Here is a 15,681-nt window from a genome sequence, read left to right as displayed (position 1 = left end):
AGCCGGGGCGGCCGGTTGCGCCGGTTCGTGGCGAGCGTGCGCGAGGTCACCGGCGTCGACGGCCGGGTCCTGTCCTCCGAGGTCTTCGCCCAGGGTCCGGACGGTGTCGCCGTCCCGCACGCGCCGATCTCCTGCGCTGACGAGCTCGCCCAGTTCGGCTACGACACGGGTTACGGAGCCTGGTCATGAACGCCGTGACCCAGATGCTCCTCGCCCTCATCGGCGGGGTGGCCGTGGGCGGCGGCCTGCTCCTGCTCTTCGCGTCCATCCGCGGGTTCCGGCCGAGGCCGGGCGCGCCGAGCCGTACTCAGCAGCGCAAGCAGGTGCTGACGAAGCTGACCGGCCGGGTCGGGCTGGCCGTGGTCGTGGGCGCCGTCGTGCTCGCCCTCACACGCTGGCCGGTCATCGCGATCGGCGCCGGCTTCATGGTCGTCGCCTGGCACGGTCTCGTCGGCGGTGCGGCCGAGGAGCGCAGGGCCATGCACAATCTGGAGGCTCTGGCGGCCTGGACGGAGTCGCTGCGCGACACGATCGCGGGAGCCGCCGGCCTCGAACAGGCCATCCCCGCCTCGATCCGGGCCGCGGCACCTTCCCTGCAGCCCCACCTGCGAGAGCTCGTCGACGGACTGCACATGCGGATGCCGCTGACGGACGCGCTCGAGCGTTTCGCCGACGCCCTCGACGACCCCTCCGCCGACCTGGTCATCGCGGCGCTGATCCTCAACGCCAAACTCCGCGGCCCCGGCCTGCGCGAGGTGCTGACCGCCCTGGCCGGATCGGCCCGGGAAGAGCTCGACATGAGGCGCAAGGTCGAGGCCGATCGCCGCTCCACCCGGCGCAGCGTCAAGATCGTCGTCGGCGCGTCGCTGGCGTTCGCGGCCGCGCTGGTCATCTTCAACCGCTCGTACGTCGCGGAATATCAGGGCCTGCTCGGGCAGGCCGTGTTGCTCGTGGTGGCGTTGCTGTTCGGCGCGGGATTCGCCTGGATGCGGCGGCTCGCGAAGTTCACCAAGCCCGAGCGTCTGCTGGGTGAGGCGGTCGTTCCGCGGACGGTGCCCGACGCGTTCGGCGCTCCGTTGCGGGAGACGGGCCAGGAGGTGGGGATCTGATGTCGGACATCACGGCCGCGCTGCTGGGCGGGGCCCTCATCGGTCTCGGCCTCTTCGCGCTGGGCCGGTTCTTCTTCCCGTCGAAACCCGGCGTCGCCGCGCGGTTGTCGGCCATGGACGCCCGGCGGCACGGCGCCGAGGTCAGGGTCAGCGTCGTCACGACGGACGAAGTGGTCAGCCCGCTGCGGCAGAGAGTCGGCGACGCGACCGCGAGGTTCTACGCGGCCCGGGGCTGGGAACAGCGCTCCGTCAAGGCGGATCTGGCCCTCCTGGGCAAGTCGTTCGAGGGGTTCCTGGCCACCAAGTCCCTGCTCGGCGCCTCCGGCCTGCTCGCGGCGCCACTCATCGCGGCGTGGGCGTCTCTGCTCGGCCTGAGCGTCAACCTGACCGTGCCGCTGTGGTCGGCCCTGCTGATCGCGGGGATCTTCTTCATGCTCCCCGACGTGCAGATCAAGCGGGACGCCGCGGCCAAGCGACGCGATTTCCGGCACGCGGTCGGGTCGTTCCTCGACCTGGTCGCGATGAATCTCGCCGGCGGCCGAGGCGTCCCCGAGGCGCTCATGATGGCATCGTCGCTCGGACACAGCTGGCCCATGATCCGCATCAGGGATGCCCTGTCCACCGCGCGGATCGTGGGCATCACCCCCTGGCAGGCCCTCGGCCAGCTGGGGGAAGAGGTCAACCTCGACGAGCTGCGCGACCTGTCCGCCGCGCTCGGCCTGGTCGCCGAGGACGGCGCCAAGGTGAGGCAGTCTCTCGCCGCCCGGGCCGAGACCATGCGCCGGCGCGAGTTGGCCGAGATCGAGGGCGAGGCCGGTGAGCGCTCCCAGTCGATGCTGGTCGCTCAGCTTCTGCTGTGCGCCGGCTTCCTCGTGTTCCTGAGCTTTCCCGCGGCAATGAAAATGCTCGGCATATAGAAGAGGACAGTTACCGATGAAGAAGTTCATGCCTCCCGCCGTCGACTATCTCCTCACGATGCTCAGTGTGCGCGCCGATCGCGCCCGGACGGCTCCCAGCCGGGGTGCGTCGGCTGTCGAATGGGTCATCATCACGGCCATCGTCGCCGGTCTGGCCATCACCATCGCCGCCGTCATCACCGCCGGCGTCAACTCGAAGACCGCCGAGATCAAGGGTTCCTTCGGTGGCGGCGCCGGTGGTGGCGGCGCCAAGTAGCAGGACGCCGGAGAAGGTGATGGACCGCCTGTCGCCACGAAGGGCCGCCTCAGACAGGGGCGCGTCCGCGGTGGAGCTCGCCCTGATCATGCCGATCGTGCTGGTCGTCATGCTCCTCATGGTGCAGCTCGCGCTCGTCTTCCACGCGCGCCAGATCGCGGACGGCGCGGCGCGTGTGGGAGCGCGGGTCGCGCGCGCGGCCGGCAACGGGCCGGGCGCGGGCAACTGGCAGGCGGCGGCGGAGAGCCAGGCGCAGTCGCGCGTGGCGCTCATCGGCGCGAAGGTCCTGGAGAACTCCTCCGTCCAGGCGTGGCAGCAGGGCGACCAGAGGGGCGTCACCGTGACCGGTGACGTCGTCTCCGCCGTCCCGTTGCTGCCCGGTATGACCTTCACCATCACTTCGCGATTCGGCGGTCCGATCGAGTGTTTCCGCCCCGATGACGAAGACGGGGGCTGCCAGTGACGCGCGAGCGGGGCGAGCGGGGCTCGATGGCGGTGGAGGCGGTGCTGCTGGCGCCGGTCATGCTCATCTTCCTGCTGTTCATCGTGGGCGCGGCCCGGATCGTGGAGGCCAAGGGCGAGATCGACGGCGCGGCACGTGATGCGGCGCGGGCGGCCTCGGTCCAGCGTGATCTCGGCTCGGCGGGAACGGCGGCGGTCCAGGCCGTGCGGGGGCTCGACTGCAACGGCGGGCCCACTGTGAACGTGGACGGCCGCAACTGGAGGCAGGGAGGCAGCGTGACCGTGGTGGTGGGTTGCACGGTCGACCTGAGCGCGGTCAGCGGCTTCGGCTTCGCGCCGTCGATCAGCATGAGCAGCACGTCCGTCGTGCCGCTCGAGCAGTTCCGGAGGATCCAGTGAGAGCGAGAGCGAACCGGGAGCGCGGCTCACTTTCTGTGTTCATGGTCGGGTTCGCCTTCATGGGGCTGGGGCTCGCGGGGATCCTGGTCGACCTGTCGTCGATGATGAACGCCTATCTGCGCGCCGCCGACGTCGCCGAGCAGGCCGCCCGCGCGGGCGCGGACACGATCGACCCCGGCTACCTCCGCGAGACGGGTCAGGTCAGGATCACCGACGAGGCCGACGCGTGCGCCGAGGCCGACGCGATCGTGGCCGCCTACGGGGATGCCGGGCTGGTGCGCATCGCCTGCGGGGCGCCGGACGACCAGCACGTCACGGTCACCGTACAGACGACCTGGGACACGTACTTCCTGGCCGCCTTCGGCGTCTCCGGGGGCACCCGCGAGGCGACGGCCACGGCCGGGCCATTGACCGGACTGGGGGGATGACCGGCATGTCGCCACGACAGGCCGTCCACATCAAGGCTCGGCGATCCGCGTCGGATGTCGCCTTCGGGCTGCTTGCCGTCCTCGCGCTCGCGGGACTCATCGGCGGCGTGCCGTACGCGCTGGTGCGCTACTTCGGCTCGCCGATCCCGGATGGCGGATTCTCGCTGCGCATGCTCACGGAGGACGTCGGGCTCAGCTCGGTCCTCGACATGCTCTCCATCGTGGTCTGGCTCGCGTGGCTCCAACTGGTGGCCTGCGTCCTGGTCGAGCTGATCGCGGGGATCAGGAGGGTCGGCGTGCCGGCGCGGGTGCCGTTCGCGTCGGGCCCCCAGGCGCTCGCCCACCGGCTCGTCACGGCCGCGCTCCTGCTCTTCGCCGCGACCGCGGTCGTCGCGCCCGCGGTCCAGGCGCTCACGACGTCGGCGCACCAGCACACGGCCGTGGTCGCCGAGCAGGCACCCAGGACCGAGAAGGCCGAGCAGGTCGCCGACCAGGTGCTTGCGCCCGTGCAGAAGACCAAGAAGATCTACGTCGTCCAGCCGCCCCACGGGCGTCACCACGAGAGCCTGTGGGAGATCGCCGAGAAGTGCCTGGGGGAGGGCCGCCGCTACCACGAGATCTACCAGCTCAACCAGCACAGGGAGCAGCCCGACGGCACCAAGCTGCGCATGGCCGACCTCATCAGGGTCGGCTGGGTGCTCGACATGCCGGACGACGCGATCAACGTCCACGTCGTCTCGCAGGACCAGGACCGTCCGAAGACGCTCGCCCAGCATCCGGACAAGCCGGTGGAACTCGACGGCCACACCCACTACGCCCAGGCGGATGCGAAGGATTCGCCCGAGGTCACCCGGCCGGCCGTGAAGGCCGGTGGCGCCGGGGGCGCGGGCGGTTCCGAGGCGGCGCCCACTGTGCAGGAGTCGCCTGTGCAGGAGTCGCCCGACGTGAGCCAGGATGTGGGCCAGACGGAGACGACGGTGGCCGTCAGAGGTCATCAGCAGGACACGGACTCCCCGGTGTCCTCCGACGTCGTGTCCGGCATCGCGGAATCCTGGCCCGACTTCCTGGCCGCCGCGTCCCTCGCCTCGGCGGGACTGCTGGCCGTTCTCGGCGGGCGCAGGCGCAGGCAGCTGTGGGACCGCGCCTTCGGCAGCAGGCTGGCCAACCCCGAGGGCGAGGCGGCGGTCGCCGAGATGGCCATGCTCCTGGGAGCGGATCCGCACGGCTCCCGGCTGCTCGACGTGGGGTTGCGGCACCTGAGCAAGGAGCTCGCGAAGCAGGGCCGCACGCCTCCGACGGTGTTCGCGGCCTTCCTCGCGTCCACGCACCTCGACCTGTGGATCCACCCCCCGGAGAAGGAGGCGCCCGCTCCGTGGGCCGCTCTCGACGGCGGCCGGATCTGGCGCCTGACCGCGAACGACGGTCACCGGCTGCCCGATCTCCCCGACATCTTCGCGCCGTACCCGGGACTGGTCTCGCTCGGCACCAGTGACGCCGGACGGGTGCTGGTGGACCTCGAGGCGGCGCAGGGTCTGATCAACCTGCGCGGGCGATCCCACGTCGTCTCCGCCGCGCTCGCCGCGATGGCCGTCGAGCTGGCCACCAACCGCTGGTCCGACCACATGCGGCTCGTCCTCGTGGGCTTCGGCGAGGAGCTGTCGCTGATCGCCCCCGACCGGATCTCGGTCCATCCGACCCTCGCCGAGGCGCTGCCGGAGCTGGAGGCCCGTGCCGCCGACGTGCGCCGCGCCCTGGCGGCCTCGGGGGTGAGCTCGGTCCTGACCGGCCGTTCCCGAGGTGTGTACGGCGAGGCGTGGATGCCCGTCTACCTGCTCACGGCCGTGCCGCCGACTCCCGAGGAGGCCACACGGCTCGCCGAGCTCGCCCAGACCGGGACCCGCCTGGCCTCGGGTTATCTCGTCGCCGGTGAGGAGATCCGCGGGGCCTCCTGGACGTGGGAGCTGTCACCGGACGGCCGGGCGAGGGTCGGCGCCCTCGGGCTGGACGTGCACGGACAGCTGCTTCCTCAGCAGCAGTACGCGCAGGTCATCGAGCTCTTCCGTGCTGTCGGGCAACCGGGGGTGGCGATGGAGGACCCGGAGCCGTCGGGTCCCGCGGCCTCCCAGCTTCACCCCGGGTTCCGCCCGTCCGTCGATGTGCGGGTGCTCGGATCCGTGGAGGTGATCGGGCCGCGGCCTCTCGAGGAGGAACGGCTGCCGCTCTGCGTGGAACTGGTCGCCTACCTCGCCACCCACCCGGGCGGGGTGCACCCGCAGGTCCTCGCGGGCGCGTTGTGGCCGCGCGGGGTCGAGGCGCCGGTGCGCGACGCCACCATCGCCCGCACCAGGGAGTGGCTTGGCATCGACGGCGAGGGCCGGTCGAACCTGTTCGCCGACGACCAGGGCCGCCTTCATCTGGGGCCCGAGGTGCGGGTCGACTGGCTGGTCTTCCGCGAGCTCGTACGGCTGTCGCGGTCCGACCCGGCGACCGAGGCCGCGCGTCTCGGCCAGGCGCTCGATCTGGTCCGCGGGCCGTTCCTGCACGGGCATCCCGCGGGCCGCTACCTGTGGCTGGCGGGCGACGAACTCGTCTACGAGGTGTCCGCGCGGGTGTCCGACGCGGCGAGGCGCCTCACCCAGCTCTACCTGGCGGCAGGGGATCCCACGCGCGCCATGACCGCCGCCCAGGCAGGGCTGCGGATGTCGGACGAGGACGAGCCGCTGTGGCGAGAACTGCTGCGGGCCGCCCACGCCACCGGGGACGTCGACACGCTGCGGCACTGGGTCGAATCCCTGCGCCGCTGGGCGGCCACGTCCCGCTACCAGGGCCGCCTGGTCCCCGAGACCGAGGCGCTCATCCAGGAACTTCTGCCCGCCCCGGCGCGAGCCGCCGGATAGGAGGAACCATATGGCCGTTGACGTTTCGAAGGGCCGCCGGTTGGCCGTGGCGTCCGTCGCCGTGGCCGCGCTCGCCGCGCTGACCGCGGGTTGCGGCTCGGAGCCGACTCAGGGCTTCCGTCCGACGCCCGACGCGACCGCGGCCGCCGCGGCCTCCACGGCGGCCGCTTCGCCGAGCGCGCCCGCGTCCAGCGCCACGCCCGCGGCCGGACTGGCCTTCCCCAAGGACTTCAAGGTCGTCTACCAGGCTGAGGCTCCGCAGCCGAAGGCGGCCAAGGCCGTCAAGGACTTCGGCGACTTCTGGAACGCCTGGTGGTATTCCGTGTCGACCCAGGGCAAGGACAAGCGCTACCTCGACTATGTGGCATCCGGTTCCGCCATGTACGGCACCGACCTGTTCGACCGGGTCGTGACGGGGTGGAAGGCGGAGAACGTGCGGCCGACCGGGGTGGTCCGCGTCCACGACCTGCACACGCTCTCGGTGAGCGCCAAGTCCGTCACCCTCGTCGGCTGTGGGGACGAGTCGAAGGCGGGCACGAAGAACCTCACCAGCGGCAAGGTGAGCTGGACGTTCGGCAAGCAGAAGACCTCTCGATACAAGCTCCGGGTCATCATGGTGCCGGGGCCCAAGGGCGTGTGGCGCGTGCGCGCCTACCAGCCCGTGTCCGCGACGAGTTCCTCTGGCAAGGAGTGCGGATGAAGGCGCCGAGAAAGTTACGAAGGGTCCTGACGATCGCGGCGGTGCTTCTCGCCGCCCTGGTGACCGCGCTCCCCGCCTACGCCGACCCTCCAGGGGGCGGAGGTGGCGGCGATACCGGAGCGGGCGGTGGCGGGAACAACTTCTACGCATGGGTGAAGGCCCAGGTCGAATACGGCGGAACGGGTTACGACGGCACACCGGACACGCCGGTGTCCGGCGGCTACGACCCACCGCACTGCTGGTACCAGCCCCAGTACGACTATGACGAGATGTTCGACTGGGTTGGCAACAACTATCGGGTGTGGCGTCGAATGGGCCCCGAGGATCAGCGGGACGCCCACGAGTGGTACGAGAAGACCCTTGCCGAGATCAAGCCGCACGAGGGTGAGACGGACAAGGTGTTCTGGTTCATCACCGACGACGGCACCGACGCAGGCTGGGACTGCTTCACCAGGACGACCGAGTACTGGGTCTACAGGGCTACGGAGCCGCCGATCGATCGAGAGGACCTGCTGATCGACCGAGGCGACCTCGCGCTCATGGCCCGGGCCAACCTCACCCTGCCTCCCCCGCGGCCCGTCACCCTGAACCCGCCTGAGGGGCCCGGCGGCTACCGGACCTACGTGGGCCTGGAGACGATGGTCAACGTGCCCGAAGCGGGCCAGCTTGAGGTGACCGCCCATATCCCCGGTGTGGCGTACCTGACGGCGACGGTCACTGCAGAACCGACTTACGTGACGATCGAAGCGACTGGCAATTACGATGACAAGCGTGATCACGTAGCGCGCTGCCCGAAATATGCGTCGGGCATGGATCCGAAGACCGGCTGCTACCTGCGGTTCACCCGGGCGTCCATCGGGGGGCCGTACACCATCACCGTGACGCAGCACTGGCACGTCACCTCGGACGTCCAGGCGGCAGGCATCGACGAAGACACTGGCGCCCCTTCGGAGCCGGTGCCCGTCGTCGTGGACGAGATCCAGTCGGTGGCGAACGGCTAGACCGCACGGCAGGACCGAGCGCTTACCAAGTGGCTGTACCGCTGAACCTGGCGGTATAGCCACTTGGCATGAATCCTTCACAGAGTTGACCGGCGATCTACGGTGAGGTCGGCCCCCTGTCGACGAAGGAGTGACCGAATGAGTAACTTGCTCGGCGGCGACCCCGCGCAGATGCAGAGCATGGCCGCGCAGTTCACCCAGCAGGCCGACCAGGTCCGCGCCACGATGGCCAGCCTCGACCGAGAGTCCGCCAAGGTCGGCACCGCCTGGACCGGCCCCGGCGCGCAGCGCTTCAGCGAGGCGTGGCAGAGCTACCGCGCCGCCTTCCAGCGCATGTCCGAGGAGCTCAACGAGGCGTCCCGGGTCATCACCACCTATCGCGGCAACATCGAGTCGGCCACGCGGTAGCGCGTCAGGCGGGCAGCGCGGCCTGGATCGGGGTCGCGATGCCCGAGATCACCAGCAGACCGCGTCCCGGCGGGCCACCGACGGCCCCCCGCGGCAGACGCACAGTGAACAGGTCGCCGTCGGCGGGGCTCTGCACCGACAGCAGCAGCCCCGTCCTCGACTTGCGGGCCTCGGCGGCGAACCCCCGATAGGCCGTCGCCAGATCGCTCGTGGCGCCCGCGATCAGCAGCCCGTGCTCCCCGTCCCTCGCCATGCGGAGGATCTCCTCCACGGCCAGGCCGAGCATCGACTCCGGAGAGATCAGTTCCGCGTCGTCGACGAGCATCACGTACCGCTTGTGCGCGGCGACCAGCGCCAGCGGATCGTTCGCGCCCGGTAGCCCGCCGAAGTCGTCCGCCTCGTCCCCGCCCACGCTCCTCGAGTTGCCGTCGAGCACGGCGAGCACGCCCGGCGATCCGGCCAGATCACGCAGGGGGCTGCGCCGCGGCGTGACGGCGATGATCGGGATGCCGCGCTGCAACAACGAACGCGCCGCGGTCAGCAGGCATGACGACCTGCCCGAGCGAGGAGGGCCCGCGACGACCGCGGCCGGTCCCTGCGCCAGCAGATCGATGCCCAGAGGGTGGAGGGTGTCGCCGCCCGCGCCGAGGAGCGTCCACAGCGGCGACGGCGGCTCGAACGCGGTGTCCAGTTCCAGGACCTGATCGGCCGTGATGCGCGCGGGCAGCGCGTCGACCCGCAGCGGCGGCTCCGACCGCCACGCCCACGACCCGCGCCGGTGCAGGAACCCGCCGAACCTGGCCCGTGCCGTACGGCCGAGCTCCTGCAGCGCCGCCACCTGCGCGGGGCCGGCCGGGTCATCCGACAACAACGCGATCTGACTCTCGACCAGGCCGTGCTCGCCGGTCGACAGCGCCCGGCCCGGTGACATCGACTTCGGCAGGTTGCGCGGTGGCAGCCCGGCCAGGCCGTAGTCGGCGGGATCGGCGAGCCTGAGCACCAGGCGGTCCTCGAACAGCGTCGAGATCTGCCCGAGCAGTCCCGACCTGTCGGAGGTGACGACCGCGCGCAGGCCGACCGCGGGCCCCTCCCGGAAGAGTTGCAGCAGCGCGTCGACCAGCCGCCCGTAGTCGTAGTTCTCGAACGCGGCGACGTATCCCTCCCAGCGGTCCACCATCAGCACCAGCCACGGCAACCGCCCGGCCGCGTCGCCGAAGTCGTGCAGAGCCTCGCCCGCGCCGGCGTGCGAACGCGCGGCCGCGCGCGCCTCGGCGAGGGAGGCGTATCCGGCCTCGGCGAGGAGCTGCTGGCGGCGGCCGACCTCCGCGCGCAGGCGCGCGAGCAGTCGCTCGACCCGGTCGAGCTGGTCGCGGGTGACGACCGCGCCGCAGTGCGGCAGGCCGACGAGCGGCAGCAGTGCTCCCGAGCCGCAGTCGACGGCGTGGATGTGCACGTCCTCGGGGGAGGCGGAGGACGCGATCGACCCCGCGATCGTCCGCAGCGCCGTCGACCGGCCGCTGCGCGCCGTCCCCGCGATGAGGAGATGGCCTCCCTGCCGCAGATCGAGGATGAGGGACCGTCTCGCCTGCTCCCAGGGAAGGTCCGTGACCCCGAACGCCAGAGGCGGCACCTCCTGCGAGGCCACCGGGTACGGATGCCCCGGCCGGACCTCCGCGATCGGCTCCGGCAGCTCGTCGAGGGTGACGTGGTCGGTGAGGGGCGGCAGCCACGGGCTGGGCTGGGCGGGGATTCCGCGGCCTGCCTCGCCGAGCGCGTCCACGAGCTGGGCGAGATCGGTGCCCGCCGCCGAGGTCTTGGCCGCGGCGGCCAGGGGATGCCCGAGCGCCTGCCACGGCAGGTCGACCACCCGCACCTCGTCGGCGTCGCGTCCCTCCGCGCTTCCGGGAGCCCGTCCTCCTATCCTCGCGGTCTGCACGGCCACGGCCGATCCCGCTCCCGACCGGATGTAGCAGCGTCCCGGAGTCGTCCGGGAGATGTGCGCGGCCTCGGGGCCGTCGATGACGTCGGCGGACTCGCGGGGGTCGGTGACGCGGAGCGCGATGCGGAGTGAGGTGTTGGCCTGGATGTCGGCGGTCACCACGCCACCGGGCCGCTGGGTGGCGAGGACCAGGTGGATGCCGAGGGAGCGGCCGCGGCGGGCGATGTCCACCAGTCCCTCGACGAAGTCCGGCAGCTCGGACACCAGCGCTGCGAACTCGTCGATGACCAGCACCAGCCGCGGCAGCGGCGGGGGACCCGCGGAGACCTCGGCGTCGGCCTCGTCCGTTCCGGGATCGCCGAAGATGCCGCTGCTCCCCGTCTTGCGTTCCGTCTTGCGCACGCCTCCCGCGCCGAGCACCCAGGTCGAGCCCCTGGACCGGAGCCGGTGGAACTCCTCGATGTCCTTCGCGCCCGCGTCCAGGAGCAGGCGCTCCCTCCTGCGGATCTCCGCGGCGAGCGACGACAGGGCCCGCTGGGTCAGATGGCCGTCGAGGTCGCTCACCATGCCGACGGTGTGCGGGAGCCGTACACACTCCTTGAAGGCGGCGCCGCCCTTGTAGTCGATGAGCACGAACGTCATCTCGTCGGGCCGGTTGACGACGGCCAGCGAGCAGATCAGCGTCTGCAGGAGCTCCGACTTGCCCGCCCCGGTGGTGCCCGCGACCAGGGCATGCGGCCCGTCACGGCTGATGTCGATCTCGTACGGACCTTCCGGGCCCAGCCCGATGAGCGCCCGGGTCGACCGGCCCCACTGCTTGGGAACGTCGAGCGGCCCGAGGAGGTCGAGCAGGCGGACCGACTCGGGCAACGTGGAGGAGGGGTCGTCGCGGCTCACGTCCCGAAGCGGGGCGAGGGCCCTGCCGACACGGTCGGCCCACGACGCGGAGACCTGGTCGGCCCGGATGCCGCCGATGGGATCGAGGCCGCCGCCGCGCAGCCGTACCGTGCCGTCGGAGTCGCAGGTCACGACCGTCGCGCACTCCTCGGGGAGCAGCCGCTGGTCGTCGTCGATCGCGATCGTGTAGACCCCGGCCCTTGGCCCCTGCCGGAGCACCTGCGGCATCGAGGGCAGCCCGCGCAGCACCTTCGCGCCGTCGAGGACCACGAGCACGTCGAAGGGACGCTCGTCGTAGGCCGTGAAGGCGGGGTCGGGCGCGGCTCCCGCCGAGCCGGCGCGGCCGAGTTCCGCCCATCCCGACGGCCCGCCCGTGAGCCGAGGCGGATGCATGGCCGCCTCGAACGGCCCCGCCTTGCCGTCGGCCTCGAGGCGTTCGCCGATCAGCGTGGCGAGCTCCGCCACGCGGTGCGCGGCCGACTCGGGGTCCGCGCCGACCAGGGCGACGGAGTCGGCCGTGAGGGACCCTCCACGGGACGGGCCTTCCGCGGCGCAATGAGGCAGCCAGCGGACCCAGCCCCACTCGTCGTCGCTGTCGTCGTTGGCGGACAACACGACGATGGCGAGGTCACGCGGGCTGTGCAGGGCGGCCGCCTGCCCGACGAGCCAGCGTGCGCAGCCGAGGGCGACCTCCCTCGGGCCCGTGATGCCGGCGACGCCCAGTCGCCGCATCACCAGAGCGACGGGGACGTCGTGACACGTCGGCTGATCGTGCGGCTGCGCGTCGGAGGGAGTTCCGGCCTCCGGCTCGAACTCGAGGTCGGCGGGCAGGTCCGCCAGCCCGACCCGCAGGCGAAGGGCGTCCTGGTCGTGGATCCGCCGCTCCCACAGCCGCCGACGCGGGCCGGTCGCGGTGAGCAGCACCTCGGCGGGATCGGGCGCGCCGCGCCTGCGGGCCCTCTCGTCGTCCCTGACCGCCTTCGCCGTCTCCGCCTCGACGGCGGCGAGCTGTTCCTTGTACGCCTTGATCGCCTGGCGGTGCTTCTTCCTGCCGTGCCTGCGGTCTCCCGCCCACTGGCCAATCATGATCATCGGAGTCATGAGGGCGATGAGCATGAAGTACCAATTGCCGAAGACCACCACCATGACCAGCCCGAACACCGCTGGGAGGAGCGCCGCGAGCAACTGCAGCCTGATGCCCTCCGCCCGTTTGGGCTCGGCGGGGACGACGATCCGCCGGGACGCCTCGGGCTGGTGGAGCCGGGGCGGCCGGTTGTAGGCCAGCCCCCCGTCGGGAAGCGCGTCCAGGTGGGCGTCCGGGGGGTCGACGGGGCCGATGGAAAGGACCGATCCGCCACAGGCGAGCATCGTCCCCTCCCGCCATAGGGTCGGCCCGGAGAGCGGCTCACCCTCCAGGCGCGCGGCCTCCTGGTCGTGGCGGCCCGGTTCGACGGCGATCGAGCCCGGGGTGATCCGGAGCACGAGTGCGTGCTGCGCCATCCTCGGATCCGGTACGGCTATCGCGCACGCGGGATCGCTTCCGATGGTGTGGGCGCCGAGGCCCAGGCGGTGGACGGCGCCGGCTCCCGGGCCGCCGACCACGCGGACCTCGGCCACGCCGTCGGGCTCCTCCGTCAGGGTCGACGGCGCCGCGTGGCCGTCGACGGCGACGAGATCGCCGTCGCGCAGCAGGCCGAAGACCAGGCTGTCGGGGTCGAGCGGCCGCCCGTCCAGCCAGAGCTTCGTCTCCGGGGCCGGTGCCCGCCTGCCCCTGTCGAGGTCGTACGGGGCCCGCGTGCGCGGGAGCCGTACGACGTTGGAGGCGCGAGTGGAGGAGCCGTCGAGTGCGGACGCGAGCCTGGCGACCGTGGTCGCCTCGTCGCCCTCGACCATCACGTCGCGGTGGCCGTGCTCGGTGGCCACGGTGATCGTTATCCGCATGCGCAGACTCCCAGGCGGTGGTTCGGCGACGGCGATCGTGCGGGCGTCCTGGCGGTCGACGGTCGCGGTCGTGACGTCGGGCGGGGAGGTTCTCGTTGAGAGAGTGCCATCCGGAGGCACCGGCGTGAAGATCTCCTGACGGAGAACGGGGATTTTCCGGCGGCTTCCGGCGAGAAACGGTATCCAGGGATCTCGGACTTCTGTGGAGGTTGACCAGAATCGGTAAAGATCAATCCGGCGTGACCGCGATCTCCGTCCACCCTCTCCGCGAACGGACGAGAGGGCGACTGGAGCTGATCGGCACCGGCGGCGGATTCCGTGGCGGACGGCGGAGAGGGCGTCAGGACTCGTTCCGGGATGAGATGGCCGGTTCGTCCTGGCGGCTGCCGCGTGCCGTTCCGTCAATGGACATGAACTCTTCTCACCTCTGTCACATGAATGTCGATAACCGGTCCGTCGCAGGTCATCGGTGGTGTCGCGGGAATCGGTCGCCGTCACCGGAGTCGGGGGAAGCCCGGCGTCCGGCACGAGAACGAAGATCAATGTGATTGATGTGACGAAAGTGAAGAATGTGAAGGTCCCCTATCACGAAATTGCACAATGAGAAAGCGGCTTGCGTGCATAGTTATGGATGGTCGAGCGTTGACAGGGGCATTACTAACCGATAAGCATGGGTCGCCGCTTAGCAGCGACAGGGCGGTCGGAAACCGTCCATAATGTGGTGAATTCGGAGCGACAAGCAAGACCGTAAACAAATTCGAGCGGCCCGAAACAAGGGCTCGATCATCTTTGGGAGCCCCCCACCCATGAGGATCAGCGAGAAGCCTGTCCCTGACGGTCGCGCGCCGGCGCTCAACGGGCTGTCCGGTCCCTCGGCCCGGAAGCTTCCCGTGCCGCCGCGAGAGCGCAAACCCGCACTCGCGGCGCTCGCCGTCTTCCTCATCCTCATCGGGTCCCTGGGCGCCACCCTGCTCGTCATCCGGACCGGCGACCGCGTCTCCGCCGTGCGGATCGTCGAACAGGTGGGAGCGGGGCAGCTCATTCCGGCGAGCGCCATCCAGGAGGTGCAGATCGCCGACACCGGCATCGACTACGTCTCCTGGAAGTTCAGCGATCAGGTCGAGAAGACGTATGCGGCGGTCACGTTGCTGCCCGGGACGTTGCTCACCGACCAGATGGTCACCAAGAGCAGCAGCACGGTCGGTCCGGGCAAGGCGATCGTGGGCCTCGCGCTCAAGGACGGTCAGGTGCCGGTCGGGCTCATCAAGGGTGACGTGGTGCAGGTGATCTACGTGCCGTCCTCCGCCAAGGAGGCCACCAGCAGGGAGCCGGGGAGCACGCCGCAGCGAATCCTGTCCTCCGAGGCCCTGGTCACCCGGGTGGGAGACGCGGAGAGCAGATCGTCGAGCGGCCTGGTCTCGGTCGTCGTCGACGCGACCATCGCGCCGACTGTGGCGCTGTACGCCTCCAGCGGGCAGATCGCCCTCATCGCACTGCCCGGGGCGAAGTGACGTGGCGCTGATCGCACTGGCAGCCGACAAGGGATCGCCCGGCGTGACCACCGCGGCGACGGCGCTCGGCGCCGTCTGGCCCCATCCGGTGCTGCTCGCCGAGTGCGACCCTTCGGGCGGCGACCTGGCCTACCGGCTTCCGGCGCTGGACGGCGGGGTCCTCAACCCCACCCGCGGTCTGCTCAGTCTCGGTGCCGTCGCGCGGCGAGGCCTGAGCCCGGACCAGATCTACGAGCACACGCAGAAACTCGTCGGCGGGCTCGACGTGCTGGCCGGGCTGACCAACGGCGAGCAGGCCTCGGGTCTGACCTGGTTGTGGGGCACACTCGGCCGGGCGCTCGCCGCGGTGCCGGAGGCCGACGTGCTGGCCGACTGCGGACGGCTGGGCCTCCACCCCCAGACGAACGACCTGCTGGCCGCGGCCGACGCGGTCGTGTTGTTCACGCGGGCGAGTCTCGACCACGTCGCCCATCTCAGAGAGCGGCTCACCCTGCTCGACCGGCGCGTGGGCGTGGTCGTGATCGCCGATCCCCGCTCCTACCGGGCCTCGATCGACGAGGTCCGGCGCATCGTCTCGGGCTGGGACATCTCTTTCGTCGCGGGCCTCGCCTACGACCCGAAGGGCGCCGACCTGCTCAGCGGCCAGTGGGGCGGCCGGCTCGACCGCAGCCTCCTGATCCGTACGGCACGCGAGCTGGCCGGTCGCCTGGCCGCCCATGTGACCGCCAACGCGGCCTCCGACCAGGACGCCCCGTTCGTGGATCCCGGTCCTCGCCGGAGCCGTGAGCCGTCGAGCGGAGCGCGGCCATGATCGAT

14 protein-coding genes and 1 pseudogene are annotated in these 15,681 nt (G+C 71.2%); 14 read left to right on the top strand and 1 reads right to left on the bottom strand.

The features are described 5' to 3' along the window. From Pmi06nite_RS41190 to Pmi06nite_RS41140, 11 genes and pseudogenes are all read left to right on the top strand, one after another. Positions 1-189 (top strand): annotated as a pseudogene (locus tag Pmi06nite_RS41190) (CpaF family protein); the annotation flags it as partial. Further along, positions 186-1,109 (top strand): type II secretion system F family protein, encoded by a 924-nt coding sequence (locus Pmi06nite_RS41185; protein ID WP_203958696.1) that lies wholly within the window; start codon positions 186-188, stop codon positions 1,107-1,109. The pseudogene Pmi06nite_RS41190 and the gene Pmi06nite_RS41185, both read left to right, overlap by 4 nt. Continuing rightward, positions 1,109-2,026: a type II secretion system F family protein gene (locus Pmi06nite_RS41180; protein WP_239114561.1), complete on the top strand. Its 918-nt coding sequence runs from the start codon at positions 1,109-1,111 to the stop codon at positions 2,024-2,026. The genes Pmi06nite_RS41185 and Pmi06nite_RS41180 overlap by 1 nt, the downstream gene beginning before the upstream one ends. A 16-nt stretch (positions 2,027-2,042) precedes the next feature. Then, positions 2,043-2,282: a hypothetical protein gene (locus Pmi06nite_RS41175; RefSeq protein WP_203958695.1), complete on the top strand. Its 240-nt coding sequence runs from the start codon at positions 2,043-2,045 to the stop codon at positions 2,280-2,282. Positions 2,283-2,301: 19 nt separating this feature from the next. Then, a complete protein-coding gene (locus Pmi06nite_RS41170; protein WP_203958694.1) occupies positions 2,302-2,745 on the top strand; it encodes a TadE family protein in 444 nt (147 codons plus the stop codon). Next, complete coding sequence (locus tag Pmi06nite_RS41165) at positions 2,742-3,143, top strand: TadE/TadG family type IV pilus assembly protein (RefSeq protein WP_203958693.1); 402 nt, start codon at positions 2,742-2,744, stop codon at positions 3,141-3,143. Before Pmi06nite_RS41170 ends, Pmi06nite_RS41165 begins: the two co-directional genes overlap by 4 nt. 41 nt (positions 3,144-3,184) lie before the next feature. Continuing rightward, entirely contained in the window at positions 3,185-3,571 is a 387-nt protein-coding gene (locus Pmi06nite_RS41160) for a hypothetical protein (protein WP_239114560.1), read from the top strand. A gap of 5 nt (positions 3,572-3,576) precedes the next feature. Next, on the top strand, positions 3,577-6,468 hold the full coding sequence (locus tag Pmi06nite_RS41155; protein WP_203958691.1) for an AfsR/SARP family transcriptional regulator: 2,892 nt from the start codon (positions 3,577-3,579) through the stop codon (positions 6,466-6,468). A gap of 10 nt (positions 6,469-6,478) precedes the next feature. Next, positions 6,479-7,168 carry a hypothetical protein gene (locus tag Pmi06nite_RS41150; protein ID WP_203958690.1) on the top strand — a complete coding sequence of 230 codons (690 nt, stop codon included), beginning with the start codon at positions 6,479-6,481 and terminating at the stop codon, positions 7,166-7,168. Continuing rightward, a complete protein-coding gene (locus Pmi06nite_RS41145) occupies positions 7,165-8,169 on the top strand; it encodes a hypothetical protein (protein WP_203958689.1) in 1,005 nt (334 codons plus the stop codon). The genes Pmi06nite_RS41150 and Pmi06nite_RS41145 overlap by 4 nt, the downstream gene beginning before the upstream one ends. A 138-nt stretch (positions 8,170-8,307) precedes the next feature. Further along, positions 8,308-8,577, top strand: coding sequence for a WXG100 family type VII secretion target (locus tag Pmi06nite_RS41140; protein ID WP_203958688.1), 270 nt, complete (start codon positions 8,308-8,310; stop codon positions 8,575-8,577). Between the two features lie 4 nt (positions 8,578-8,581). Here the strand turns inward: Pmi06nite_RS41140 and Pmi06nite_RS41135 are convergent, their stop codons facing one another. Then, the gene (locus Pmi06nite_RS41135; RefSeq protein ID WP_203958687.1) at positions 8,582-13,354 is read right to left on the bottom strand and encodes a type VII secretion EssC family protein; all 4,773 of its coding nucleotides are present in this window, start codon (positions 13,352-13,354) and stop codon (positions 8,582-8,584) included. Here Pmi06nite_RS41135 and Pmi06nite_RS41130 point away from each other — a divergent pair. The 3 genes from Pmi06nite_RS41130 (at position 13,353) to Pmi06nite_RS41120 (ending at position 15,676) form a co-directional block, all read left to right on the top strand. Beyond that, entirely contained in the window at positions 13,353-13,493 is a 141-nt protein-coding gene (locus Pmi06nite_RS41130; RefSeq protein WP_203958686.1) for a hypothetical protein, read from the top strand. The two genes, Pmi06nite_RS41135 and Pmi06nite_RS41130, sit on opposite strands and share 2 nt — an antisense overlap. Positions 13,494-14,160: 667 nt before the next feature. Continuing rightward, positions 14,161-14,865: a hypothetical protein gene (locus Pmi06nite_RS41125; protein ID WP_203958685.1), complete on the top strand. Its 705-nt coding sequence runs from the start codon at positions 14,161-14,163 to the stop codon at positions 14,863-14,865. A 1-nt stretch (position 14,866) separates the two neighbouring features. Then, positions 14,867-15,676 (top strand): CpaE/TadZ family protein, encoded by an 810-nt coding sequence (locus Pmi06nite_RS41120; protein ID WP_203958684.1) that lies wholly within the window; start codon positions 14,867-14,869, stop codon positions 15,674-15,676. The last annotated feature ends 5 nt before the right edge of the window (positions 15,677-15,681 follow it).

This window comes from Planotetraspora mira (assembly GCF_016863275.1).
Classification (GTDB): Bacteria; Actinomycetota; Actinomycetes; order Streptosporangiales; family Streptosporangiaceae; genus Planotetraspora; species Planotetraspora mira.
The sequence above is the reverse complement of the archived record's forward strand: the minus strand, read 5'-3'. Positions and strand labels throughout refer to the sequence as shown.